The sequence below is a fragment of the Paenibacillus polysaccharolyticus genome (genome assembly GCF_023714295.1).
GTDB classification, from domain to species: domain Bacteria; phylum Bacillota; class Bacilli; order Paenibacillales; family Paenibacillaceae; genus Paenibacillus; species Paenibacillus polysaccharolyticus_A.
This window is the reverse complement of the sequence record NZ_JAMAUN010000001.1, coordinates 468,551-493,091: the sequence shown is the minus strand read 5'-3', so window position 1 is coordinate 493,091 and position 24,541 is coordinate 468,551. Positions and strand designations below refer to the sequence as shown.

The following is a 24,541-nucleotide window of genomic DNA, read 5'->3' as shown; positions in this document are numbered from 1 at the left end:
TGACGCTCAGCGGGACCCTTTCTTATCTATTTTGCTTCATACCAGTTCTCACCAAAGCTAACTTCGGCTTTTAGCGGCACCGACAGCGGAAGCGCCTTTTCCATCACCGAAGGCACAAGCTCCTTCATCAGCTCCAGTTCATCCGCCGGCACTTCAAACACGAGCTCATCGTGTACTTGAAGTAACATACGACTCTGAAGCTCACGCTCGCGCAGCGCCTCGTCCATCTGTACCATCGCCAGCTTAATGATATCAGCCGCAGTACCTTGGATCGGTGTGTTCATCGCGGTACGTTCCGCGAAGGAGCGTAGATTAAAATTACTCGCGTTGATTTCGGGCAGATAACGGCGGCGTTCCAGCATCGTTTTCACATAACCGTCCCGGCGTGCATCCTTCACAATATCATCCATATACCGGCGCACACCCTGGAATATTTCAAAATACTGATCGATGAACTGTGCCGCTTCTTTGCGCGTAATGTTCAAGTTTTGCGATAGACCATAATCACTGATGCCGTATACAATCCCGAAGTTAACCGCCTTCGCAGAACGACGCATATCGCTGTCCACATCCTCCGGCTTCACGCCAAATACATCGGAGGCAGTCTTCGTATGGATATCCATATCATGTACAAAAGCTTCCTTCAGACGCTCATCATCTGAAATATGTGCCAGTACACGCAGTTCAATCTGAGAGTAGTCGGCTGCGAGAATAGACCAACCCGGCTCGGACGGTACAAAGACTTTTCGAATTTTGCGTCCTTCTTCCATACGAATCGGAATGTTCTGCAAGTTCGGGAACTGGCTACTCAGTCGTCCTGTTGCTGCAATGGTTTGACGATAGAACGTATGCACCTTGCCATCCCGGTCCGATATCTCTTTCAGCAAACCTTCCACATAAGTGGATTGCAACTTGGCAAGCTGGCGATATTGCAAAATATGCTGCACCACGTCGTTATAAGGAGCCAGCTTTTCCAGCACTTCAGCGTCGGTGGAGTAGCCTGTTTTTGTTTTCTTCACGACAGGCAGGCCCAGCTTGTCAAACAAAATCTCGCCGAGTTGTCTAGGTGAGTTCAGATTAAACTCCGTACCGGACAACTTGTAGATTTCGGCCATCAGCTTGCCGATCTGTCCTTCAAATTCACGACCAAGGGCTTGTAAGTCTTCTGTGTTCGCCTTGATTCCCTGCTTCTCCATGTCGGCGAGAATACGAGATAACGGCATTTCGAGCTCATGGAACAGTGAATTCATCTCATCGCTCTCCAGCGCTTGTTCCTGAAGGGGGATAATCGCGGCCAGCGCAGCGGCTTTCCGGCATAGGAAATCGCCCAAAACATCCGCATCAGGCAATTTGTATTTAGCCCCTTTCCCCAGAACGGTATCGTCTTCAACCAGCGAAGGCAGCCCATACTTGGACGTCAGCCCGCTGATTGTCTGATTCGACTCGGTCGGGTCAAGCAAATAAGCAGCAAGCTGCACATCAAATGATGCACCTGCGAATTCAATGCCATGTGCATGCAAAGCCAAATCCACACGATGCAGATCATATCCACGCTTCGGCTGATCGGCACTTGCAAGCCATTCCCGTACAGGAGTTGCCGCATCAGACTTTAGTAATTCCGGAGATATGAACGTATATTTCTCCCCGGCACCTACGGCAAGACCAACAAGCTTCGCCTGATGCGGATTGTCACCATGCGTTTCCACATGCAGCACATCGATCGAATCCAACATATCCATCAGATCAGCTATGTTATCTTCTGTTGCAATCGTAGATTCAACCTCAGCCGCTGGAACAGCCTCTTGCTCGGAAGCCACGCTACCGCTAAAGGACAAGCGCTCCAGCAATGACTTAAACTCCAGCTTAGCCAGTGCAGGCCCTGCACTCGCTTCTTTCAATCCATCAAACTGCATATCATCCCACGTCTGTTCGAGCGGAACCTCACGGTGAATGGTCGCCAGCTGTTTGCTCATGCGTGCATCTTCGGCATGGGTTTCAATCTTTTCCTTCATCTTGCCTTTCAGTTCACCCGTACCGTTCAGCACCTCTTCCACCGACCCAAACTGATGGAGCAGCTTCAGCGCCGTTTTCTCCCCAACACCCGGAATACCCGGAATATTATCGGAAGCATCGCCCATCAGACCTTTCAGATCAATAATCTGTAGTGGTGTCAGACCGTAACGTTCCTTAATCTGAGCCGGGTCGTACAGTTCAATCTCCGTAACCCCTTTACGCGTCAGCCCGATATGTACATGCTCGGAAGCAAGTTGCAACATATCCTTGTCACCCGATACAACGAGAACCTGTCTGCCTGCATCATCCGCGCGTTTGGTCAGCGTTCCGATAATATCATCCGCCTCGAAACCAGCCAGTTCAAACTGCGCGATCCCGAGGCCTTGCAATAATTCTTTGAGCAAAGGAAACTGCTCGGACAACTCCGGCGGTGTTTTTTCCCGTCCACCCTTGTATTCCTGATACCCTTCATGACGGAACGTCACTTTGCCCGCATCAAACGCCACCATCACATGTGTAGGCTTGTGTTCTTCCAGCAAGCGAAGCAGCATCGTCGTAAAGCCGTATACCGCATTGGTGTGCAGACCTTTCGAATTGGTCAGGGGTGGCATTGCAAAAAATGCCCGATAAATAATGCTATTTCCATCTATAAGAATAAACTTGTCCATTCCAGCACCTCGCGTATCATATGGTCAGACTGTACTTACATACCTACTCTCATGATACCATACCTGCCACCTACATCAAAAAAACTTCACACCCCTTTTCACCACATTTCTTCCGCAAAAAAAGAACCTCCTTCCCAGTCAGCCTGTGCACAGGCCAGCCGGAAGAAAGTTCTCCATTTCGATCATATTATTTTATCTTGTATGTCTAATATTCCTCGCTTGTGCAGCAGAGCTAGCCCGGAACAACTTACTGGTTCAGGTCCGGACGCTGACCTGTCACCAGATACACCGTGCTCTCACCGATGTTGGTCGCATGGTCACCAATACGTTCAATGTAACGCCCAACCATCAAGAGCAGCATAGCCTGAGATGCATTCGTTGGATGTTCAGTCATTAACGTGTAGAGGTCACGAATCATATTGCTGTACAACTGATCGACTTGATCATCGGTTTGTGCCATTTTATAGGCCAGATCGGTATTTTCTTTCAAATAGGACTCAATGGACTCATCAATCATGGATTTCACCACTTCCGCCATACGTGGAATATCCACCAGCGGCTTGATCAGCTCTTGACCTTCCATACGGATCGTTACCTTTGCCACGTCGAGGGCCAGATCGCCCATACGCTCCAAGTCACTAGAGATTTTGAAGGCCACGATAATACGTCTTAAATCCTTCGCAACGGGCTGCTGTGTAATAATAAGCTTGGAGCCCAGCTCCATGATTTTGTCCTCAAGGGCATTGAGATTCGCATCATTCTTAATGATGACCTGAGCCTTCTCTACATTCAATGTCTGCAAACTCTCAATCGCACCGTCCAAGGCATTTCCTACATGTTCCCCCATTTGTTTCAGCAGGGAGCGCAGTTCTTCCAGCTCTTGATCAAATTCTTTTCTGCGAATCATAGATTTCATGTCCTCCTTCTCCATCATCTCCGGGTAAGCCGGGATCATCCTGTTCAGCTCGCCTTAACCAAACCGACCGGATATATAGTCCTCGGTCCGGGAATCTTGCGGTGTGGAGAATAACGTCTCCGTATCAGCTGCCTCCACCACTTCACCATTCAGGAAAAACACCGTTCGTCCAGATACTCGCGCGGCCTGATGCATGTTGTGCGTAACCATGACGATGGTATATTTATGATGCAACTCTTTGACCAATTCCTCGATTTTCAGCGTGGAGATCGGGTCCAGCGCCGAAGTTGCTTCGTCCATCAACAACACATCCGGCTGTACAGCCAGTGCACGTGCGATGCACAGACGTTGTTGCTGTCCACCAGACAGGCTTAACGCCGATTTTTTCAGCACATCCTTCACTTCATCCCACAATGCCGCATGAACCAGACTCTGTTCGACGAGTTTATCCAGTTCTGCTTTTTGGGTTACGCCGTGCAGACGTGGTCCGTACGCCACGTTGTCATAGATCGATTTTGGAAAAGGATTCGGCTGTTGGAATACCATTCCTACCCGTTTGCGCAGCGTCTCCACTTCAATTTCATTACTGTAAATATCCGAACCGTTCAGCATAACTTGTCCTTCCACACGAACACCCGGAATCATGTCATTCATCCGGTTCAACGTACGGAGCAATGTCGATTTACCGCAGCCTGACGGCCCGATAAACGCTGTGACGGTTTTCTCCGGCAGATCCATCGATATATTTTTAAGCGCGTGATGCGTATCATAGTATAAATTAAGTCCATCAATGTGAATGAGGTCTTTCATGGATGCTCACTTCTCCTTCGTTGCAGGGATCATCGGATTCCCTTTACGTTGAGACCGGCGTTCATATTCTCTACCAATCAGCACAGTCATCTTTAATATCCTAACGTAACATTGTAAAAACAGTACCACCTTCATGTTAACGGAATGTAAAAACACCTGAAGAAGACCTAGTCCGTTAGTTCAACGTCCCAGGTCTCTCTTTTTTGATCTGCGCGATTTCCGTTATACGCTATGCCTCGGTTGTGCTTTAGTTCATAGCTCGGAATGATCCGTAATCATGGCCTTCAGCTTCAACTGGATATTCTCTGCGACCCTGCCAGCTTCCCCGCCTTCAGCAGCAATGGTCTCCACGATGCAGGACAAAGCTTTTACCGCATGATTTAACTTCCCAAACGCTGCCGCACCTTCCTGCACAACCTGCGCACTCTCATCGATTTCAGTACCACTCGCCTGAATGAGGGATACGGTCTGCTGGGTTAAACTTTCAATATCCTGAAGCAATACGGTCATGTTTCCAGCCACTTCTCGTGTCTGTTTGGCAAGTGCCCGGATCTCTCCGGCAACAATCTGGAACCCCCGGCCGTATTCTCCGGCATGCGCAGCCTCTATCGATGCATTCAGTGCCAAAAGCCCGCTCTGATCCGCCAGCGTTCGAATGGAACGCGCCATGCCTGCACCCGTTTTGATGGATTCGAGCATCTGACTTGCGTGTTTGCCCTGATCCCCCATATGCTCATGAACCTGAAGGTAGGAAGACTCAACTTGACGCAGACGCCCTTCTCCCTCATTGGACAAGAGGATAACTTGCCCTGCTTCCTGTACGGTCTGATTCGCCGCTTGAACCAGTTTGGTTACAGCGTCATGAATGCGTGAAATTTCCTGTCCACTCTCCGTCACGGTGCATATGCGATCTGCGGATGCCTTCTGCTGAAGTTTACGAGAAAGCGACATCACATCACGGATCGTGAGTACACCAAGCAAGCGATCCTGTTCCGTTACGAGCAGGCAGTCATAAAAATGATCCTCGTCCCGCCGAAGCGCGGCGTCAATAATAGCTGCGGGTTCCATATGTATATCTACAATAATCGGTGATGCGTTAGCTACATTCATAATCGGTTTACGATAAAATAAGTCCGCTGCAAACCTTCCGTTCAGTAAACGATACAAGCTCTCACGCATCAATAATCCTATCGGTTTCATGTGTTCATCACAGAGCACAATACACGGATGCTCCAGTCCATCACTTAACATCGCCGCAGCATCTCCGCAAGTAGTATCTCCCCTAGCTATAGGCACCTGACGGAAATAATCAGTCAAAGAAACGGCATGTTCCTCCTGAACTTCACTTGTTGATTCGTCCGATTCCAACTCAGGCACGAACGATGTTTCTTCCCCTTTTTGTAAACTAACATCCAGATTCTCAGGTCTAGCTTCTAACAACATGGGCATAATTACACATTCTCCTTTACGTGTTAGCTCCGCCCTAAGGTGGGTTTTTAGGTACAAAGTATCACTTGGATAACCTCATCCTACTCCCCATAAATGAAGAAAAATCTTCCTTTGTGTAAAAAGGAGGTAAAAATAAAACTCCCCGATCATTTAACTAGAATGATGGGGAGTTTTTCTTTTGACAACCAATTTATAACCTACGCCACGGATGGAATCGATATGAACGGATTCAGGGTCAAGTTCCAGCTTTTTACGTAATGAGCTGACGTGCACATCTACGGTTCGCTGGCCTCCGATATAATCAAAACCCCAGACCGCATTCATCAGATCATCCCGGGTGAGCACCACGCCAGGTTTTTTAGCGAGATATAATAGGACTTCGAACTCCTTCGGACGCAGGCTGATCGATTGCCCTCCCAGAGTCACTTCATACTTCAACGGATAAATTTCAAGTTCACCAAGAATAATACGTGAGCCGTCTTTATCCTCAGGCTGCGGTAAATCGTCGCCATTCGAATAACGTCTGAGTACCGCATCTACACGTGCCAAAAGCTCGGATACACCAAACGGTTTCGTAATGTAATCATCTGCACCCGATTTCAGCCCTTGCACAACCTCGGCTTCACCGTTCTTGGCGGTAAGAATAATGACAGGAGTGCTTACTCCCTGAATACGCAGTTTGTTCAAAATATCCAGACCATTCATGCCTGGCAGCATCAGATCCAGTAGAATCAAATCGAAATCCTGAGACAAGGCCCGGTCATATCCTGCTGACCCATGATCCTCTGCCGTTACGTCATAACCTTCCTGTGTCAGGTTATACGTAAGTAATCTCGATAATGTCGGTTCATCTTCAATAACCAGCAAACGCTGTGCCATGATACCCCTTCTCTCTTCATAGGTTGTCTGTTGCCACAACACTTTTTCTATCATAGCACTAATTTGTTAACGCTGTGTAAAGCAAATGGCTCATTTTACATTTTGCTTCTCTAAGCCTACCTTTTTCTTTCCAAAGTAAAACTAGACTTCTTCTTCTTGAATTAAAGGCAGGATTACCCGGAAGGTGCTTCCCATCCCTAGTTCACTTTCGACCGACAATTTACCATGATGAAGCTCCACCAGGTGTTTAACGATAGAGAGTCCAAGTCCTGTTCCTCCCGAATTCCGTGATCGGCCTTTGTCTACACGGTAGAAACGTTCAAAGATTCGCGGCAAATCCTTCTTGGGAATACCAATTCCTGTGTCGGACACCGAGAAAACCACCTGCTCTTCCTCACTCGTCTGATCCATCTTCACCTGGAGTTTCACCCTTCCACCCTCAGGTGTATAGTTAATGCCGTTGGATAACAGATTAATGAAAATCTGCTTCATTTTGTCCTCATCCGCTTCAATATACAGTTCCTCCGGTACATTCATTTCCAGACGAATCTGCTTTTTCTCCGCTACCTTGGATAAAGTTCCAAGCACCATTTCGAAGAAGGAATGCACATGAACTGGTGAACATTCCAGCGGTGCACGTTTCGATTCAATCTTGGACAACTCCAGAATATCTCCAATCAAGCGGTTTAGTCGATCACCTTCATCATAAATAATCTGCAGGAAAGAACGTTCCGTCTCCTTATCCTGTACACCGCCGCTTAGTAAGGTTTCTGCAAATCCCTTCACTGCTGCCACAGGTGTCTTGAGTTCATGCGAGACATTGGCCACAAATTCGCTACGCATGGATTCCAATCTGCGAATCGCAGTTACATCCTGTAGCAGGAATAACATTCCCCGATATCCGCCATTGTCTTCTGACATCGGTACACCATCCAGCCTTATCAACCGTTCTTCCGGGTTAAATACACTTACTTCTTCGTGCATCCGTTCCTGATTAGCAACGCTCTCTTCAATCGTGCGTGTCAGCTCGTAATGCCGCTTGAGTTCCGTGTAAGGTCTTCCTGTAACCTTCACGGCCTGAATGCCGAGCATACGCTCCGCTTCCCGATTAACCAGTGCAATCGATTGCGTTGCATCAATCATGACGATCCCACCCGTCATATTCGCCAACACACTTTGAAGCAATGCTTCATTGTCTCGGATCGTTTTGAGCTGGGACTGCAGACTATCTGCCATGCCGTTAATCGCCAGTCCCAGCTGGCCGATCTCGTCCCTGCGTGTAACTTTTACTCGCGCATCATACTCCAGCTTTGTAATCCGGTGTGCCACTTTGGTAATATGCTCAATGGGCGACGTTAGACCTCTAGCTACCCGGTAACTGACAAATGCCACAATGAGAAAAAGCAGGCCCAGGGCAGCAAACATAATCATCCATCCGCGTTGGAGTCCTTGATCCACCGCTTGCAAACTCATAGACAGACGAATAAAACCGTCGAATTTGCCACTTGGCATTTCAATCATGTCACTTTGATCCGAATTAACAGGCAGCGCGACATACAGCATGTCCTGCCCTAACGTTGCACTATATCGGATGGACTGTCCAAAAGTTCCTTCCGTAGCCGTCCGGATCTCTTCGCGATTCAGGTGATTATCCATTGTTGCAGGATCGCTCTCGGAATCGCCAATGACTATGCCGTCTTTATTAATAAAAGTTACTCGCGAGTCTGTTAGACGATCCAGTTCCAGCGCTCGGTCCGAGTAATATTTCCGAGTTTCCGCTGATGTCGGATTGGAAGCGTCATGAAAAGGGAATGTCGCTTTTAACAAATTAATTTCACGCACCATCGTTTGTTCCAGTGCGGCGATATGAGTAGTCTTGAAAACTCTGCCCATCGTATATCCGGCTACAATGACGGATACGCCAATGAGTACCATCATGATTAGAGCGAGGCGAATGCGAAACGGTCTCATTAATCTCTTCCTTCTGTTATATTTTGGTCCGTTGAACAACAAGACAATTTACATAACCACTCTGATGACAGAATAACCTTCCAATCCCTGTTATCTTCAGGTTTTTTCTGTCCTCACCGTTCATATGTAAATGAGTAAATTCAAATGATGAAAACAAACCATTATTTATCCATTTAGTTCGTTGCGGTCACCGCGTGTCGTTGGATGTGATATAACTAGAAATTCCACATCTTGTGCACTTCGATTTTGCATCTGATGGGGTGCTCCCGGCGGGATTTCGATGCCTTCATGTGTTTCCAGCACATAGGTCTCTCCATTCAGCTCCATACAAGCCTCACCGCTAAGAACAAAAAAGAATTGGCGACTCTTCACATGTACATGCCTTGTTTCTGTCGTGCCTGCGGGCATTCGCTCATGAATCACACTAAGTGTCTCTCCCTGAACCAGATGCCAACCATCACACTGAGTCCCCCATATATAATGCGCTGCCTCTTGTTTGCTAATCTTCATATGAGTGCCTCCCGAATATGTTATCCGGTTTATCATATCACATCTAATGAGATATCTTTCCATGTAAAATGAGCAATAAATCTGCCTTCTTCCCCTCTGACTCACCCCATTGCTTTAAAGTCAGACCTGTATAAGGTATCATAAATATATCAACGCAGATACAGACTTTTGTAAATCACATCTTACAATAGATAGGACTTCAACCTGCCTCCCCTGTTCGGAACCCTCTTCTTATTTGAAAAAAATATATAAAGAAAGACGGGACGCCACTATGCTTTAGCGTCCCGTCTTTCTCTTCTCAATACAGCGACTATCCTCGCCCGTTCCGCAATGCCATTTGCCCGGTGCATCACTTATCCGTTAACAACTTCGCCGCCGTTCACATGCATCACCTGTCCGCTGACATAAGAAGAGTCATCGGAAGCAAGATACACGTAGGCTGGAGCCAATTCATCCGGCTGACCCGGACGTTTCATCGGTTGCGTGGCTCCGAATTCACTTACTTTTTGCTCATCGAAAGTCGAAGGAATCAAGGGAGTCCAGATTGGGCCAGGGGCTACGGCGTTCACACGAATCCCCTTCTCAATCAGATTCATCGACAATGAACGGGTGAAGGATGTAATTGCCCCTTTAGTTGACGAATAATCCAGTAACGTCGGGCTTCCCCGATAAGCGGTTATCGATGTTGTGTTAATGACGGTGCTACCTTGTTTCAGATGTGGCATAGCCGCCTGTGTAACATAAAACATACCAAAGATGTTGGTACGGAACGTTTTTTCCAGTTGCTCTGGCGTAATATCCTCCAGGTTTTGTTGCGGATGTTGCTCAGCCGCATTGTTAACCACAATGTCGAGTTTGCCAAGTTCATCGACTGTTTGTTGAACGCTTTTCTTCGCAAAATTCACATCTCCGATGTCACCTGCGATTAGTACACACTTGCGCCCTTCCTGCTCCACCTGACGTTTCGTTTCCTTGGCGTCCTCATGCTCACTCAAATATACAATCGCCACATCGGCGCCTTCCTTGGCATAGGTCACAGCAACAGCCCGTCCAATCCCGCTGTCTCCTCCCGTAATCAAAGCCACTTTGTCCAATAGTTTGCCGGCTGCCTTATACTGCGCCCTCTCGAATTCAGGCTTGGGATTCATCTTGGATTCAATCCCCGGACGCTGATCCTGATGTTGTGCAGGCATCGTTTGTTGTTTTTGCTGGGTAGTGCTTGACATTGTACCTTCTCCTTTCAAAATGAACATGTTTGATTTTAAGAAGACTTGGACACAAATAACATGCTTCCTTGTCTCTCATTCGTCATAAGTCTCATTCTGTAGGATGGCATGAACCGACCAGATTATTCTTCTACTGGACAGCAATGCGAACCCTCATAATTACTGTCATTCCTTATTTACCACATATATGGAAATCCAAACTTTGTATTTCGTCACCATCTGCATTTGTGAATATTCGAAATTTTTTCGAAATTGACCTGTTTCATCATGCAAATAGTGTTCCTAAGCAGATATGGCTGATGTACAATGTACAGTGTGGAGATTATATTCATCTTTTTTTTCAGTCACCTAGCGTGATTAGCAGCATCATCTCGTTCGTTTAAATACGACAACAATCTAATTTGACATGGAGATCTGAACATGGAATCGCATATTACTACATACATTACACTTGTGACCACGTCAGCCGTGCTGAATCTGTTTCTGTGTATGTATACGTACTTCAGAAGAGCCCATTTTCCAAACGCCAACATCTTTATCCTGTACACGGCTTCCCTGTCCGTATATACCTTCGGATACGCCATTGGCCTCGCCAGTAATACACTGGAACAGATGAAGTTCTGGAATATCGTCCAGTATATCGGTATGCCGATCTCTGCGCCGCTTGGCCTGCTTCTCATGATTCATTACACCGGAAAAAAGTTGTCTAAATGGCTGACATCAGCCTTATTTATCATTCCTTCCATTACGGTCTTTCTGGTTGCTACGAATGATTGGCATCATCTCTATTACAAAAGAGTATGGTTACGTGAGGATAGCACAGTCCCCGTCATGGCGATGGATATTGGTCAATGGTATGTTGTCCATGGTGCATTTACGTTCTCCTGCCTTTTGTGTGCTGGCCTTATCCTAATTGGGCAATGGCGTCACACCAAAAAGATGTATCGTCGTCAACTTCTTACGTTGATTGTTTCACAGATTATACCGATGGTTGCCGCATTCGTATACTTACTTGGCGTAACTCCGTTTGGCTTGGACCCCGTTCCCATACTGATGTGTGTTACATCGGCTATGTATATCTGGGCTATTCTCTCCTCCAGACTGTTAACCATCGTACCGATCGCCAAAGAAAGCATTTTTGAAAGTATGCGCGAAGGGGTTCTCGTGCTGGATAGTTCCTATCGTCTTGTCGATTTCAACAGATCCCTAAGACTCATGTTACCTGAGATTGAAACATCGATGGTTGGACAACCCTTGAATGACATCTGGCTTCGTCTTGCAGGAGAGGCCTTTCCCGTTGAATATGAAAGAGAAGGGCTGCAAACCGACTTATACTGGCAATTAAACGGAGAAACCGTCTGTTACCAAGTCAGGACGTCTTATGTATTTAACAAAGATCCTCAAGTTGTCGGTATTCTCATTATGCTAATCGACATTACCGAACAACGTTTCTTACAAGAACAATTAAAACAACTAGCTTATTTCGATGGTTTAACCAAAATATACAATCGGACTCAATTTTTGAACAAAGGAAGAGAATGCCTACAAGAAGCCCGGCTTAATCTTCACCCCGTCTCTTTTATCCTGTTTGACATTGACCATTTCAAGCGTATCAACGACACGTACGGCCATGATGCGGGTGACCAAGCCATCATTCACGTTGTATCCGTGTGCAATCGTTATTTAAACAGTGAAATGTTATTCGCCCGTTACGGCGGAGAGGAATTCGTTATCGCTTTGCCCAACATGGTACTCCAGGAAGCTTATACTCTTGCTGAACAGCTGCGAATGGCTTTGTTAAATCAACCGCTCAACCTAGAGGGCAAGTCCATTCCGGTCACCGCCAGCTTTGGTGTGTCCCAAACCGGTGGCGAGTCGGATACGCTGGAATCTTTGCTACGAGACGCCGATCACGCCCTGTATGAGTCCAAACGAAACGGCCGAAATGCAGTACGAGTTCATGGTGCAAGTGTTAGCTAATGATGAGTAGCGGGGTTATTCAGGTTCCCGGCAGTCATAGAATAAAAGATCACAAATCAAACAGACAGCCTTTGTAGGCTGTCTGTTTGTATACCTGTGCGGTTTGATTCAATAAAACCGGGCGTTACTCACGCCACATGGTTAAAAGCGTACATGTTTCATTAGCAATAGCTTTTAGCGCTACCACTTGTCCTGAACATGTGCAAACGCTTCACCTTATACTCATAGTTATCGTTTGAGAATCAACTTTAGACCCTGAAGCCTCTTATTCTCCTATTAGAAAATGGATCTGTCCACCATCAGGTACACCATGATGAGCAAGAACACGGCAAGCAGCGTGCTGAACGTACGAATCTTGCTTTGGTATGGTGTTACATCCTTATTATTTTTAACACCTTCTGCGGCAAGACGTAACGGTTTACCCATAATTCCGCCAATGGCTGCAATCGCGAGAAGAATTACAACGACAACAGCCATCCAGATGTGGGAATAATCTCCCTTGGTCATCAGATAGCCACCTGTAAGAAGCTGAATAACAAGCGCATACTGTGCAACTTTGTTTAAGGAACGAAGGGACGCGAATGCTCCCTCCTGTGCTGGCAAGCTCAATGTGCGAATTTTACCGACCACGAATGGCAAAATCAGATAAAATCCCATAGCCAGTGCTCCGACGATATGGAGCAAATACATAATCATTGTCAAAATTTTCATCCTCCTCAACATATTCGCTGTGCTGTATATCACATTTTATTATACTGGGGAACTTATCCAAAGAAAAGAAAACCTCCGTATTTACGGAGGTTTTCTCACTTTTCATGTTCAAAAAGTCTTCAAAACTTAAATATTAACGATTGAAATGACGTTACGCACCGAATCGGCAGACGTATCAAGCGCCGCTTTTTCTTCGGCTGTCAACTCCAGTTCGAAAATCTTCTCAATTCCGTTGCCTCCCAGAACGGTTGGCACACCGAGGAACAGATCCTGATATCCATACTCACCTTCAAGATAAGCAATAACCGGAATAATGCGTTTTTTGTCCTTCAAAATGGCCTCCGTCATCTGGACCAGTGAAGCTGCCGGAGCATAGTATGCACTGCCATTACCTAGCAGGTTAACAATCTCACCGCCGCCTACACGGGTACGTTGCACAATCGCATCAATGCGATCTGCTGGAATCAAGGTATCGATTGGAATACCGCCTACACTCGAATAACGAACGAGCGGTACCATATCGTCGCCATGACCGCCAAGCACAAAGCCACGCACATCCTCTACGGATACATTTAACTCCTGCGCAATGAACGTACAGTATCGGGCGGTGTCGAGAACACCCGACTGTCCGATCACGCGGTTTTTCGGAAAACCGAGTGTCTGATACGCTGCATACGTCATTGCATCTACCGGGTTGCTCAGAATAATGACAATGGACTCAGGGCAATATGTTTTCACATTTTCACACACGGACTTCACAATACCTGCATTCGTATTCACCAGATCGTCACGGCTCATGCCCGGTTTGCGGGCAATTCCGGCTGTAATGATCACAATGTCTGAACCAGCTGTATCCTCGTAGTTGGAAGTTCCCACGATATGACTGTCGAACCCTTGCACAGGGCTAGCCTCCAGCAGATCGAGTGCTTTACCCTTGGTCGGATTCTCCAGTTGAGGGATATCAACCAGAACAACATCCCCGAGTTCCTTCTGGGCAAGCATCAGTGCAGTTGTGGCACCGGTAAAACCGGCACCAACGACTGTGATTTTTTTGCGCTGAATAGTCACGATTCACATCTCCCCTTACAGGTTTTTGTTACAGGTTGCTAATGATTTGATCAGCGAATTCGGAACATTTCACTTCAGTTGCACCGTCCATCAGACGTGCAAAGTCATAGGTTACGGTTTTATTGTTGATGGATGTTTCCATGCCTTTGTAGATCAGGTTAGCCGCTTCTTGCCAGCCCAGGTGCTCAAGCAACATTACGCCGGAGAGGATTACGGAACCTGGGTTCACGACATCTTTATCCGCGTATTTAGGTGCCGTACCATGTGTTGCTTCGAAGATGGCATGTCCAGTTACGTAGTTGATGTTCGCACCAGGTGCGATACCAATTCCGCCAACTTGTGCTGCGAGAGCATCGGACAGATAGTCACCGTTCAGGTTCAATGTAGCGATTACATCGAATTCAGCTGGACGAGTCAATACTTGTTGCAAAGCGATATCCGCAATTGCGTCTTTTACGATGATTTTGCCAGCATCCTCAGCCGCTTTTTGAGCTGCATTGGCTGCATCTGCACCGTCTTTTTCTTTGATTACATCGTATTGTGCCCAAGTGAACACTTTATCGCCGAATTCTTCTTCAGCTACTTCATAACCCCAGTTTTTGAAGGCACCTTCAGTGAACTTCATGATGTTACCTTTGTGTACCAGTGTAACACTCTTACGGTTATGGTCGATTGCGTATTGAACCGCTGCACGAACCAAACGTTTGGAACCTTCGGAAGATACCGGCTTGATTCCGATACCGGAAGTTTCAGGGAAACGAATTTTGTTAGCGCCCATTTCCTGTTGCAGGAACTGGATTACTTTTTTCACTTCTTCAGAACCTTCAGCGTACTCGATCCCTGCATAGATATCCTCAGTGTTTTCACGGAAAATAACCATGTCAACCAGCTCAGGACGTTTAACCGGGGAAGGTACACCATTGAAATAACGTACAGGACGCAGGCAAGTGTACAGGTCAAGTTCTTGACGAAGTGCCACGTTCAGGGAACGGATACCGCCGCCGATTGGCGTAGTCAGTGGTCCTTTGATGGCTACGATGTACTCACGAATCGCTTCGAGCGTATCGTTCGGCAACCACTCTCCGTATGTATTGAATGCTTTCTCACCAGCAAACACTTCATACCAAGCGATTTTTTTAGTACCGTTATATGCTTTTTCTACCGCTGCATCGAGAACGCGTACAGAAGCTTTCCAGATGTCACGGCCTGTACCGTCACCTTCGATGAATGGAATGATTGGATTATTAGGTACTTGAAGCGTACCGTTGTCAATTTGAATTTTTTCGCCTTCAGTTGGGAGTGCAAATTTTTCCAATTTCATAATTACAATTCCTCCTAAGTTTTGGTTTCACAGTATGAAGCATACCACATTTTTGCAGGAAGGAAGGGCTGTCTCTACTCGGCAGTATAGCCTCGCATTCACAAGCCCCTGGCCTCATCTATATGATTATACTGTTTTTGCTAAAGTTTAGCGAAGATCGATGGAAACGTATTTCTGATCTGTTGGGCCCGTGTACTCGGCACGCGGACGGATAATGCGGTTATCTGCAAGTTGCTCCAGAATATGCGCTGTCCAACCGGACACACGGCTGATCGCAAAGATCGGTGTGAACAATTCCTGATCAATTTTCAGTTGAGTGTACACGGAAGCGGAATAGAAATCGACATTTGGCTTCAAACCTTTTTGGCCGGTCACGATTTCTTCAATCTTCACGGACATCTCATACAAACGGGTATCGTTGTTCATCTCACCCAGTTCTTTGGACATCTTCTGCAAATGCTTCGCACGTGGGTCACCGTTTTTGTATACGCGGTGTCCAAAGCCCATGATTTTCTCACGGTTATTCAGTTTTTCCTGAATAGCCGCTTCCAGACGATCCGGTGTACCGATCTCGTCCAGCATTTTCATGACAGCTTCATTTGCGCCACCATGCAGAGGGCCTTTGAGTGCACCGATCGCAGAAGTTACGCCTGAATAAATATCAGACAGGGTCGCTACCGTAACGCGGGCAGCAAACGTCGAAGCATTCAGCTCGTGATCTGCATGCAGAACAAGCGCTTGATCAAGTGCTTTTACCGCCGTTTCGGACGGCTCTTCGCCAGTCATCATGTATAAAAAGTTCTCAGCGATGGAAGCGCCTTCTTTTGGAGTCACAGGCTCTTGCCCCTTACGAATACGTGAGATTGCCGCTACAATGGTTGGCAATTGCGCTTGCAACTTCACCGCTTTGTTTTCGTTTGCTGCCTCTGTCATCTCGTCGGCTTGCTCATCATAGAGCGCAAGAGCGGAGACTGCAGAGCGTAGTGCTGCCATCGTGCTGATGTGTTTTGGATACAACTTGATTTGGGCGATCAATTCGTTTGGAATCGGCGCGTAATCGCTCAGACTTTTACGAAGTGACTTCAATTCATCTGCTGTTGGCAATTTGCCGAACCAGAGCAAATAAGCAACTTCTTCAAAACTTGCATGTTCAGCCAAATCATCGATATCGTATCCACGGTATGTAAGCACACCGTCTACAATAGAGCTGATCGAAGAGGTTGTTGCAACGATGCCTTCCAGACCTTTGGTAGCTGTCATATTACATCTCTCCTTTAATAAGCGAAATCAGAAATCATTCTAAGTCATATCAGTGCCGAAGTGCACCTAACCTCTTTTGTAAACCGTTTCATTTTAAAAATGACCTAAGTTGTCAAAATTCGGTTTTCTTATCTGTCAATCGGTATTTACTTATATCATCATACTGGATTTTGTCGTTTATGTGAACATGATGAGAGTTCATTCGCACATCAAACATATTTATCGGAGTGATAAAGCATTTTTGAAAACCTTTACACAAGCAAGATTGACATTTAATGTGTACTAAACAATTCATGTTATAAGCGAAATCAAACAAAAATATAGTCACAAAATCTATTGCTATAATTTGTAAACCTCAGGCATACTTTAGGCAGACGATGTGCTAAGCAGGATTCCGGCACACGGTTGGAGACTGTTCTTTTTGGCGTTTCAAAAACTTACGATTGCTCTATATTAATAAGATAAGCTCTTGACTGAATAAAGGGGAGTTGAACCTTGGATCGAATCATTCTCAAACGTCTACTTCGGGGTCTATGGGTCATTGTAGCTACCTTTCTGATCGCCGTAGCCATATATCTATTATTCCCGCTGTTATATCCTTTTGTTATTGCTTGGATTATCGCTTATGCCATGAATCCGCTCGTAAAGTTGCTCCAGAACAGGCTCCGTTTTCCGCGCTGGCTAGCAGTAACCTTGTCACTCCTATTGTATTTTGGAGCCATCGCTGTAATTTTATCTGCGGCTGTTACTCGAATGGTTAAAGAAGTCATTTCACTAACCACTAGTTTTGATCTACATGTAGATGAAATCAAAGAAACGTTTGTACGATGGACACAGAACGATACGATCCAAAGCTTAATAGCGCAGATTAACGATTTTTACAAAGAAAATCCGAACTATCAGGAAACCATTAATAGCAACATCAGCAAAACAACGGAGACCGTAGGAACAGCAGTAAGCGACCTTGTTACTGGTTTTTTCAACCTGATTCTAAATCTGCTTACCTCGCTGCCTAATATGGGTGCGGTTCTCATCGTGGTGCTGCTATCTACTTTCTTCATTAGTAAAGGCTGGACGCGTCATAGCATTACAGTCTCTGGCTGGGTTCCTTCAGCGGTTCGTAAACCGATCTCTGATATCTGGAATGATCTCAAAAAAGCCCTCTTTGGTTATGTACGCGCACAGCTGATCATGATCTCGATTACAGCGCTGTTCGTCATGATTGGACTACTTATCCTTCAAGTCAAGTCAGCGTTCACGATCGCTCTCCTGATTGGTCTGGTCGACCTGCTACCCTATCTTGGTGTCGGTCTGGTCATGGTGCCTTGGGCAGCGTATTTGTTCATGAACGGGGATATTTATCTTGGCATTGGTATTAGTGTAATCTATCTGATCCTGCTTATTGCCCGGCAGATCATTGAACCGAAAGTTCTCGCCAGTAGTGTGGGGTTAGACCCACTTGCAACGTTAGTAGGCATGTTTGTTGGTTTAAAGCTGTTTGGTGTACTAGGCCTCATTATCGGCCCCGTGAGTCTCGTAATCCTCGACGCCTTTAATCGTGCCAATGTGCTTCGTGACCTAAGGACCTATATCATTAATGGCAGAGTCCGATGAGTCTGATTTACACTTTAGCTCAATGTGGAAAAAGCAAAAAAGTCTCCGTCCAACGCAGAAGTTATCTGCACAAGCGGAGACTTTTCGCTATTGCTGTTGGATCATTTCTTACTTCGGACGGCGATAAAATGTAATGCTACCATTTCTCATCTTTTTCTCCAGCCAGCCCAGGAAAAACAGCCGATATACCGGACGTGTTAATGGAAATACCAACGTAAAGCCAATTAGGTCCGTTACAAAGCCGGGAATCAATAGCAGAAATCCGCCGACAAAAACAAAAAGACCATCGACCATTTTCCGCCCAGGCACCTTGCCACGTTCCATCTCCTGTTTGGCATCCATCAATACCTTTCGCCCTTCAAACTGTAACATCGCTATACCAATCAAGGACGTGAGAATCATGAGAAGTAATGTTTTTCCGGCCCCGATCCAATCACTCATCATAATGAAACCAAACAGCTCTATCACCGGAATGATTAATAGTAAAGCCCACATCCATTTTCGCATTGATACGTTACTCCTTTCCTGAAAGCCACACCTTTTCAAGCACGCTATATAGCTCAGAGGCTGCTTTATCCAGTCTAACTGGCTTCCAGTCTGCGTTCACCCACACGTGCTGGGTAGAGCCTGTAACCAGTCGCTCACCTGGAAGTAATTCGTCGTGTGAGCAGACCCGCTCTCCTACGGCAAGTGAAGCATCAGGCACTTCAGATACGCGTCTGATGTCATACTCATAATTCAAGCGCAAACCGCTAAAGGCAGCAATTCGTGTAAAAATCATAATCTCATCATCGTACCGTGCCGGTTTGTGATACTTCACATCCAGACCAGTTACCGGAAGTAGCAGTCCCTGTTCCTCCATTTTACGATATGTATACCCCATTTGGCGAATCATCTCGGTACGACCGATCTCAAACCAGTTCAAATAGTTCGCATGATAGACAACCCCCATCTGGTCGCTTTCCTGATAACGTACACGAAGACGGGCAGTATACCAGTTACCATTACTTTCCTTTTGCACGTTCTCAGCCTCCTTGGCTCTACCATTCATACGCTTCAAATTACAGAATCGTGTCATGAAGATGGAAAAAAAGCAACGGGACATCAAGCCCCATTGCTTCTTTCGTGTTACTAACCCAAACATGTACTAAAATTAAGCGTTGTTCGGAATTTGGCTTACTTTAATCAGGTTCGTAGAACCGGAGCGGCCCAGAGGTACACCTGCTGTAATCACAACCAGGTCTCCTTCTTTAACCAGACCGGATTTTACGCCACCTTCAATTGCGTTTTCAAACAAAGCATCCGTAGAATCAACCAATCTGCCTTTAACAGGAGTTACACCCCATGCCAATGCCAGACGACGGGAAGTTCTGTCTTCTGTCGTTACAGCGATGATTGGAGCTTCTGGACGATATTTAGAGATCATACGTGCTGTATGTCCGGATTCCGTCGAAGTAATGATCGCTTTGGCGTTCAAATCTTGAGCGGACAGAGCAACGGATTGACTGATCGCTTCAGTAACCGTTGTTTGTTGTGCAACACGTTGTTTCAGGTACAACTCTTGGTAAGGCAGAGCAGATTCTGCTTTTTCTGCGATACGGGACATGGTCAGTACGGACTCTACCGGGTATTTACCGGCAGCTGTCTCACCAGACAACATGATTGCATCTGTGCCGTCAAAGATTGCGTTGGCTACGTCACTTGCTTCCGCACGAGTTGGACGCGGATTACGTTGCATGGAGTCCAGCATTTGTGTAGCTGTGATAACCGGTTTGCCTGCTACATTACATTTTTCGATCATGCGTTTTTGTACCAGCGGTACTTCTTCCGCAGGGATTTCTACACCCAGGTCTCCACGAGCAACCATCAAGCCGTCAGACACTTCAAGAATTTCATCCAGGTTGTCAACACCTTGTTGGTTTTCAATTTTGGAGATAATTTGAATGTGACCTGCATTATGCTTTTCAAGCAATTCACGAATTTCAAGCACGTCGCTTGCTTTACGAACGAAAGAAGCTGCGATGAAATCTACACCCTGCTCGATACCAAACACGATATCATTAGCGTCTTTTTCAGTGATCCCCGGTAGGGAGATCGCGACGCCTGGAACGTTAACGCCTTTTTTGCTTTTGATTGTACCGCCGTTAACGATACGGCATTTGATCTCGGTACCTTCTACTTCCACCACAGTCAGTCCGATCAGACCGTCGTCGATCAGAATTGTAGATCCCGCTTCAACATCTTTAGGAAGATCTGCATAAGTAATGGAGAGACGATCTTTAGTCCCCAGAATTTCTTCTGTTGTCAAAGTAATGTACTCGTCCTGAACCAGTTCAATAGGCTCAACTTCCAGTTTACCTGTGCGGATTTCCGGTCCTTTGGTGTCCAGCAGGATTGCTACAGTCTTGTTCAGCTCTTCACATGCTTGGCGAATCGCTTTGATCCGTCCGCCGTGCTCATCGAAATCACCGTGGGAGAAGTTCAGACGGGCTACGTTCATGCCTGCCATAATCAGTTTCTTCGTATTCTCCAGGGATTCACTGGATGGGCCAATCGTACATACAATTTTCGTTTTGCGCATTTTGGGTTTCCTCCGATTTTAAAGGTCTAACTTTATATCTCTATTTTTCTTTTTCCAACTATTAAATTTACTATACTTTTAATCATTTGTATAGGAATTTCGTCACATCATTCTGCATTTCCCGACAAATTTTTCACAGGCTCTGCCTGCAGCGGCTGTTCTGATGCTTCTAACTGAACAGATTCTGCCTCGGAAATTGCTTCAACTTCACCCGCAGACTTTCTTTCTTCAGTAGGTTCTACCGCAGAGGCTGGTGCTTCGAAAGTCACTGAGCCGATTTTGCGGAATTTTTCATAGCGATCCTGCTTTAATTGCTCCGCACTCCATCCTTTCATCTCATCCAAATGACGAACCAGAGCTTCGGAGATCGCTGTTGCAGCTGTATCATAATCCTGGTGAGCTCCGCCGCGCGGTTCAGGGATAATCTCTTCGATCACTTCCATCTCGAGCAGGTCTTTCGCCGTAATTTTCATCGCTTCAGCGGCTTGATCTGCTTTGGATGCATCCTTCCATAGAATCGATGCCGCACCATTAGGAGAAATTGCAGAATAGATGGCATGCTCGAGCATAAGCACACGGTTACCTACAGCCATAGCTAGAGCACCGCCGCTTCCACCTTCGCCGATGACAACAACAATAACAGGAACCGAGAGTTTAGCCATCTCCAGCAAGTTACGAGCAATCGCTTCCGATTGACCTCTCTCTTCTGCAGTATTACCCGGATACGCTCCTTTAGTATCAACAAACGTAATAATCGGGCGACCAAATTTGTCAGCCTGCTTCATCAAGCGTAGTCCTTTACGGAAACCTTCCGGGTGAGCACTTCCAAAAAAGCGGGCGATGTTATCCTTCGTATCCTTCCCGCGTTGTTGTCCAAGTACCGTTACGGTCTGTCCATTCAGCTTAGCCAGTCCACCAACAACCGCAAGGTCGTCGCCGAACATACGATCACCATGCAATTCGGTAAAATCGGTAAAAATAAGCTGAATCAAGTCGAGCGCGGTTGGCCGTTGCTGGTGACGAGCCAGGTGCATCTTCTGCGCTGCCGTTATGCCAGTATAAATCTCTTCTTCTAGTCTATGATAACGTTCTTCCAGACGGGCGATCTCTTCGGTGAAATCAATTCCCTTCTCCTGTCCAAACTGAACGAGTTCTTCAATTTTTTTGCGCATCTCAATCAGAGGCGCTTCATATGGCAAACTTCCCGCCATTTAGACCCCTCCCTTTTCACTATGCATATCGAGCAGCTTGCCAAGGGTTGCCCGAAGTTCTTTCCGGTGAACAACCATGTCCAACTGACCATGCTGGAGGTTGAATTCCGCGGTCTGGAAATCGTCCGGCAGCTTCTGACGGATCGTTTGTTCAATAACAATTCTGCCCGCAAAACCAAATACCGCACCTGGTTCAGCGATAATAATATCGCCAAGGCTCGCGAAACTAGCCGAAACCCCGCCTGTCGTCGGATCGGTAATCACGGAAATATAGAGTCCGCCTTGCTCGTCCAAGCGTGCTAAAGCCGCACTCGTTTTAGCCATTTGCATCAGACTCAGAATACTCTCCTGCATCCGGGCACCGCCTGAAGTAGAGAATATAACCAAAGGCAGCTTCTTCTCAATGGCATGTTCAACCGCACGGGTGATCTTCTCTCCGACAACGGACCCCATGCTGCCTGTGAAGAAATCAAAGCTCATCACAGCGACAACAACGGGCAGACCTTCAATCGTGCCTTCTCCTGTAATGACAGCTTCCTTCAAACCAGACTTCAGACGTTGCTGTTCGAGTTTGTTGCTATACCCTGGAAAACCGAGTGGATCAACCGATACCATATCGGCATCATGCTCAACAAAACCTTCTTCATCCAGTACCATTGCAATTCGTTCCATAGCGTTAAGACGCATATGGTAGCCGCAGGAAGGACATACTTTCAGGTTTTTCTCCAGCTCTTTGCTATATTGAATGGTGCCGCACTTGCTGCACTTGTTCATTAGTCCTTCAGGGATTTCACGTTTTGGACGCTCGACGGCTTCCTGACGTTCACCTGGAATTGCACGCTCGGAAGGTATGGTAGCGTACTTCCGTTTCTTTTGGAATATATCTTTGAACACAACTACACCTCTCCAGCCAATAATTTGATGGCCGCAGGTTGCAGTCCGCTGTAAAAATCAGCTTGATCTGCATGCTGCGGTGAACCGCTTACGCTTATAACTCATGCAAAGACTTATACCTTAACTAAAATTCAGAACAAAATTCCTCTGATACAAAGCAAAATCAACGGCTGCTCTCCGCTCAATTGATGTTACCTGCAATAACCGATTAACAAAAAAAGAAGGAAGGACAGTAGCATTACACACATGCAAGTCGATTCCTCTTTCCGCTACCGCGGTCAGTCCCTTATGTACCAGTGGTACTTTTTGTTATCTGCCAAGGCACTTCGATATCGAGAATCAGGAATGCAGAATGGAATTCAACACTTCCTGAACCTCTTCCAATTCCCCAGAAGGGACGCGAATCTCATATTGCTGCTTGGATAAACTGATGGGACGGGTCTGTACCAGAAAACCTTCTTCCGAAAGCTTGGTCTTGATTTTGTCCGCAACCTTTGCTGTCGGCGCAATGTAAATCACCGTCCACATGCCATGTCCGCCCCCTAAGCTAATGTTCAGAGCCCGTATATTGGACTAATGATACCATACCTCCGTTTTTTTCTGCAAGGAAGGGTTAGAGACCTTTCGGGAGAAAATCAGATGATTCGGGACATTGCCCCCTGCTTGGCAAGCCAAATGGTCATAGTTATGTGGTATAATTCGCAGACTTCTTCCACTCGGCAAAAACCTTCCAGGGCAGCCAAAGCCGCCCTTAATCCTATTGGACAAGTTGAATAGATAGCCATAGCCATTCCGTTGGCATGAATGGATTTTACAGGTCGGAAGGGTATTTCTTGGCTTTAATATTTTTGTGTGCGATCCGCGCGGAGGCGGCTGCAGCAAGACCTGCAACCAGATCATCCAGGAACACGTGAACTGCCGTTTTTTGTTCATTCAAATCATGAATCACACCTATTTTTTCCTTGTCCAGATAGCCGAAACTGGTTAGACCAATCATGCCATACACATGCGTTATCCCTAAAGCCAGAGTCTCGTCCACTCCATAGAGAGACTCATCCGCTTCCATTATTGCTTGCAGCGGTTGGGGCAGAAGCTTTTTTTCAGCCAGTTCGTCTAGCGCAATGCCAGTATACAGGGTGTACTGTACCTCTCTTTTTTGCAAAACGGATTTTACGCTGGTTACACAGTCGTCCATGGTCAATTCCGGGTGGTACCCTTTCTGCAAACGATATACAATTTCTGCGATAGCATCAATGTGTACACCTCGCCGGGCCAGCATAGCTTCCGCGATCTCATATGACATATCTCGACCTCCCGCATCAATCCCCCGAGAACTTCAAGGTTCTTCGGTGTTCTCAAGTGTATGCAGCGAACTTCCAAAATGTTCATAAATTGTGCGAATGTACACGCTCAAGCGGATGTTACGCCACATCGATCTTCTATTGGCAAGCATATGTAA

21 protein-coding genes are annotated in these 24,541 nt (G+C 46.4%); 2 read left to right on the top strand and 19 right to left on the bottom strand.

All coding sequences use genetic code 11. The annotated features are described in order from the left end of the window. Nucleotides 1-26: 26 nt before the first annotated feature. The 8 genes from polA to M3629_RS02330 all read right to left on the bottom strand — a co-directional run bounded on the left by polA (nucleotide 27) and on the right by M3629_RS02330 (nucleotide 10,442). Complete coding sequence (gene polA / locus M3629_RS02365; protein WP_251502743.1) at nucleotides 27-2,681, bottom strand: DNA polymerase I; 2,655 nt, start codon at nucleotides 2,679-2,681, stop codon at nucleotides 27-29. A 247-nt stretch (nucleotides 2,682-2,928) separates the two neighbouring features. Next, nucleotides 2,929-3,588, bottom strand: a complete 660-nt coding sequence (gene phoU, locus M3629_RS02360; RefSeq protein WP_251502742.1) for a phosphate signaling complex protein PhoU — start codon at nucleotides 3,586-3,588, stop codon at nucleotides 2,929-2,931. A gap of 63 nt (nucleotides 3,589-3,651) precedes the next feature. After that, nucleotides 3,652-4,407: a phosphate ABC transporter ATP-binding protein PstB gene (gene pstB / locus M3629_RS02355; RefSeq protein ID WP_090920265.1), complete on the bottom strand. Its 756-nt coding sequence runs from the start codon at nucleotides 4,405-4,407 to the stop codon at nucleotides 3,652-3,654. A gap of 252 nt (nucleotides 4,408-4,659) precedes the next feature. Beyond that, nucleotides 4,660-5,856: a methyl-accepting chemotaxis protein gene (locus M3629_RS02350; protein WP_251502741.1), complete on the bottom strand. Its 1,197-nt coding sequence runs from the start codon at nucleotides 5,854-5,856 to the stop codon at nucleotides 4,660-4,662. 150 nt (nucleotides 5,857-6,006) lie between these two features. Then, complete coding sequence (locus M3629_RS02345) at nucleotides 6,007-6,735, bottom strand: response regulator transcription factor (RefSeq protein WP_090920260.1); 729 nt, start codon at nucleotides 6,733-6,735, stop codon at nucleotides 6,007-6,009. 141 nt (nucleotides 6,736-6,876) lie between these two features. Beyond that, on the bottom strand, nucleotides 6,877-8,706 hold the full coding sequence (pnpS, locus tag M3629_RS02340; RefSeq protein WP_154958178.1) for a two-component system histidine kinase PnpS: 1,830 nt from the start codon (nucleotides 8,704-8,706) through the stop codon (nucleotides 6,877-6,879). A 165-nt stretch (nucleotides 8,707-8,871) separates the two neighbouring features. Next, nucleotides 8,872-9,216, bottom strand: coding sequence for a cupin domain-containing protein (locus M3629_RS02335; protein WP_154886735.1), 345 nt, complete (start codon nucleotides 9,214-9,216; stop codon nucleotides 8,872-8,874). A 353-nt stretch (nucleotides 9,217-9,569) separates the two neighbouring features. Further along, complete coding sequence (locus tag M3629_RS02330; protein WP_251502740.1) at nucleotides 9,570-10,442, bottom strand: SDR family oxidoreductase; 873 nt, start codon at nucleotides 10,440-10,442, stop codon at nucleotides 9,570-9,572. Between the two features lie 420 nt (nucleotides 10,443-10,862). On the opposite strand from M3629_RS02330, the gene M3629_RS02325 reads away from it, so the two are divergent. Next, nucleotides 10,863-12,422 (top strand): histidine kinase N-terminal 7TM domain-containing diguanylate cyclase, encoded by a 1,560-nt coding sequence (locus M3629_RS02325; protein WP_251502739.1) that lies wholly within the window; start codon nucleotides 10,863-10,865, stop codon nucleotides 12,420-12,422. Between the two features lie 276 nt (nucleotides 12,423-12,698). On the opposite strand, the gene M3629_RS02320 is transcribed toward M3629_RS02325, so the two are convergent. From M3629_RS02320 to citZ, 4 genes are all read right to left on the bottom strand, one after another. Then, nucleotides 12,699-13,124, bottom strand: coding sequence for a hypothetical protein (locus M3629_RS02320; protein WP_090920246.1), 426 nt, complete (start codon nucleotides 13,122-13,124; stop codon nucleotides 12,699-12,701). A gap of 135 nt (nucleotides 13,125-13,259) precedes the next feature. Further along, nucleotides 13,260-14,201 (bottom strand): malate dehydrogenase, encoded by a 942-nt coding sequence (gene mdh / locus M3629_RS02315; RefSeq protein ID WP_090920243.1) that lies wholly within the window; start codon nucleotides 14,199-14,201, stop codon nucleotides 13,260-13,262. A gap of 28 nt (nucleotides 14,202-14,229) precedes the next feature. Continuing rightward, entirely contained in the window at nucleotides 14,230-15,522 is a 1,293-nt protein-coding gene (gene icd, locus M3629_RS02310; RefSeq protein ID WP_285888041.1) for an NADP-dependent isocitrate dehydrogenase, read from the bottom strand. Between the two features lie 147 nt (nucleotides 15,523-15,669). Further along, on the bottom strand, nucleotides 15,670-16,782 hold the full coding sequence (citZ, locus tag M3629_RS02305) for a citrate synthase (RefSeq protein WP_251502738.1): 1,113 nt from the start codon (nucleotides 16,780-16,782) through the stop codon (nucleotides 15,670-15,672). Nucleotides 16,783-17,277: 495 nt separating this feature from the next. On the opposite strand from citZ, the gene ytvI reads away from it, so the two are divergent. Continuing rightward, complete coding sequence (gene ytvI / locus M3629_RS02300; RefSeq protein ID WP_251502737.1) at nucleotides 17,278-18,396, top strand: sporulation integral membrane protein YtvI; 1,119 nt, start codon at nucleotides 17,278-17,280, stop codon at nucleotides 18,394-18,396. Between the two features lie 108 nt (nucleotides 18,397-18,504). On the opposite strand, the gene M3629_RS02295 is transcribed toward ytvI, so the two are convergent. The 7 genes from M3629_RS02295 to M3629_RS02265 all read right to left on the bottom strand — a co-directional run bounded on the left by M3629_RS02295 (nucleotide 18,505) and on the right by M3629_RS02265 (nucleotide 24,385). Further along, on the bottom strand, nucleotides 18,505-18,903 hold the full coding sequence (locus M3629_RS02295; RefSeq protein ID WP_251502736.1) for an FxsA family protein: 399 nt from the start codon (nucleotides 18,901-18,903) through the stop codon (nucleotides 18,505-18,507). A gap of 7 nt (nucleotides 18,904-18,910) precedes the next feature. After that, nucleotides 18,911-19,447, bottom strand: a complete 537-nt coding sequence (locus tag M3629_RS02290; protein ID WP_435368190.1) for an acyl-CoA thioesterase — start codon at nucleotides 19,445-19,447, stop codon at nucleotides 18,911-18,913. 102 nt (nucleotides 19,448-19,549) lie between these two features. Further along, entirely contained in the window at nucleotides 19,550-20,977 is a 1,428-nt protein-coding gene (gene pyk / locus M3629_RS02285; RefSeq protein ID WP_251502734.1) for a pyruvate kinase, read from the bottom strand. A gap of 107 nt (nucleotides 20,978-21,084) precedes the next feature. Continuing rightward, on the bottom strand, nucleotides 21,085-22,188 hold the full coding sequence (locus M3629_RS02280) for an acetyl-CoA carboxylase carboxyltransferase subunit alpha (protein WP_251502733.1): 1,104 nt from the start codon (nucleotides 22,186-22,188) through the stop codon (nucleotides 21,085-21,087). Continuing rightward, the gene (gene accD / locus M3629_RS02275) at nucleotides 22,189-23,082 is read right to left on the bottom strand and encodes an acetyl-CoA carboxylase, carboxyltransferase subunit beta (RefSeq protein ID WP_251502732.1); all 894 of its coding nucleotides are present in this window, start codon (nucleotides 23,080-23,082) and stop codon (nucleotides 22,189-22,191) included. A gap of 339 nt (nucleotides 23,083-23,421) precedes the next feature. Then, nucleotides 23,422-23,610, bottom strand: coding sequence for a glutamate decarboxylase (locus M3629_RS02270; protein WP_090920220.1), 189 nt, complete (start codon nucleotides 23,608-23,610; stop codon nucleotides 23,422-23,424). Between the two features lie 283 nt (nucleotides 23,611-23,893). After that, nucleotides 23,894-24,385, bottom strand: coding sequence for a phosphatidylglycerophosphatase A family protein (locus tag M3629_RS02265; RefSeq protein WP_251502731.1), 492 nt, complete (start codon nucleotides 24,383-24,385; stop codon nucleotides 23,894-23,896). Between the last annotated feature and the right edge of the window lie 156 nt (nucleotides 24,386-24,541).

What these genes read in the sequence shown, in the direction of transcription:
- icd (WP_285888041.1), bottom strand. Translation starts at nt 15,522, where the DNA reads ATGAAATTGGAAAAATTTGCACTCCCAACTGAAGGCGAAAAAATTCAA.
- polA (WP_251502743.1), bottom strand. Translation starts at nt 2,681, where the DNA reads ATGGACAAGTTTATTCTTATAGATGGAAATAGCATTATTTATCGGGCA.
- M3629_RS02295 (WP_251502736.1), bottom strand. Translation starts at nt 18,903, where the DNA reads ATGCGAAAATGGATGTGGGCTTTACTATTAATCATTCCGGTGATAGAG.
- M3629_RS02345 (WP_090920260.1), bottom strand. Translation starts at nt 6,735, where the DNA reads ATGGCACAGCGTTTGCTGGTTATTGAAGATGAACCGACATTATCGAGA.
- pstB (WP_090920265.1), bottom strand. Translation starts at nt 4,407, where the DNA reads ATGAAAGACCTCATTCACATTGATGGACTTAATTTATACTATGATACG.
- pnpS (WP_154958178.1), bottom strand. Translation starts at nt 8,706, where the DNA reads ATGAGACCGTTTCGCATTCGCCTCGCTCTAATCATGATGGTACTCATT.
- M3629_RS02335 (WP_154886735.1), bottom strand. Translation starts at nt 9,216, where the DNA reads ATGAAGATTAGCAAACAAGAGGCAGCGCATTATATATGGGGGACTCAG.
- phoU (WP_251502742.1), bottom strand. Translation starts at nt 3,588, where the DNA reads ATGATTCGCAGAAAAGAATTTGATCAAGAGCTGGAAGAACTGCGCTCC.
- M3629_RS02265 (WP_251502731.1), bottom strand. Translation starts at nt 24,385, where the DNA reads ATGTCATATGAGATCGCGGAAGCTATGCTGGCCCGGCGAGGTGTACAC.
- M3629_RS02350 (WP_251502741.1), bottom strand. Translation starts at nt 5,856, where the DNA reads ATGCCCATGTTGTTAGAAGCTAGACCTGAGAATCTGGATGTTAGTTTA.
- M3629_RS02270 (WP_090920220.1), bottom strand. Translation starts at nt 23,610, where the DNA reads ATGTGGACGGTGATTTACATTGCGCCGACAGCAAAGGTTGCGGACAAA.
- M3629_RS02325 (WP_251502739.1), top strand. Translation starts at nt 10,863, where the DNA reads ATGGAATCGCATATTACTACATACATTACACTTGTGACCACGTCAGCC.
- M3629_RS02330 (WP_251502740.1), bottom strand. Translation starts at nt 10,442, where the DNA reads ATGTCAAGCACTACCCAGCAAAAACAACAAACGATGCCTGCACAACAT.
- pyk (WP_251502734.1), bottom strand. Translation starts at nt 20,977, where the DNA reads ATGCGCAAAACGAAAATTGTATGTACGATTGGCCCATCCAGTGAATCC.
- M3629_RS02280 (WP_251502733.1), bottom strand. Translation starts at nt 22,188, where the DNA reads ATGGCGGGAAGTTTGCCATATGAAGCGCCTCTGATTGAGATGCGCAAA.
- M3629_RS02290 (WP_435368190.1), bottom strand. Translation starts at nt 19,447, where the DNA reads ATGAATGGTAGAGCCAAGGAGGCTGAGAACGTGCAAAAGGAAAGTAAT.
- citZ (WP_251502738.1), bottom strand. Translation starts at nt 16,782, where the DNA reads ATGACAGCTACCAAAGGTCTGGAAGGCATCGTTGCAACAACCTCTTCG.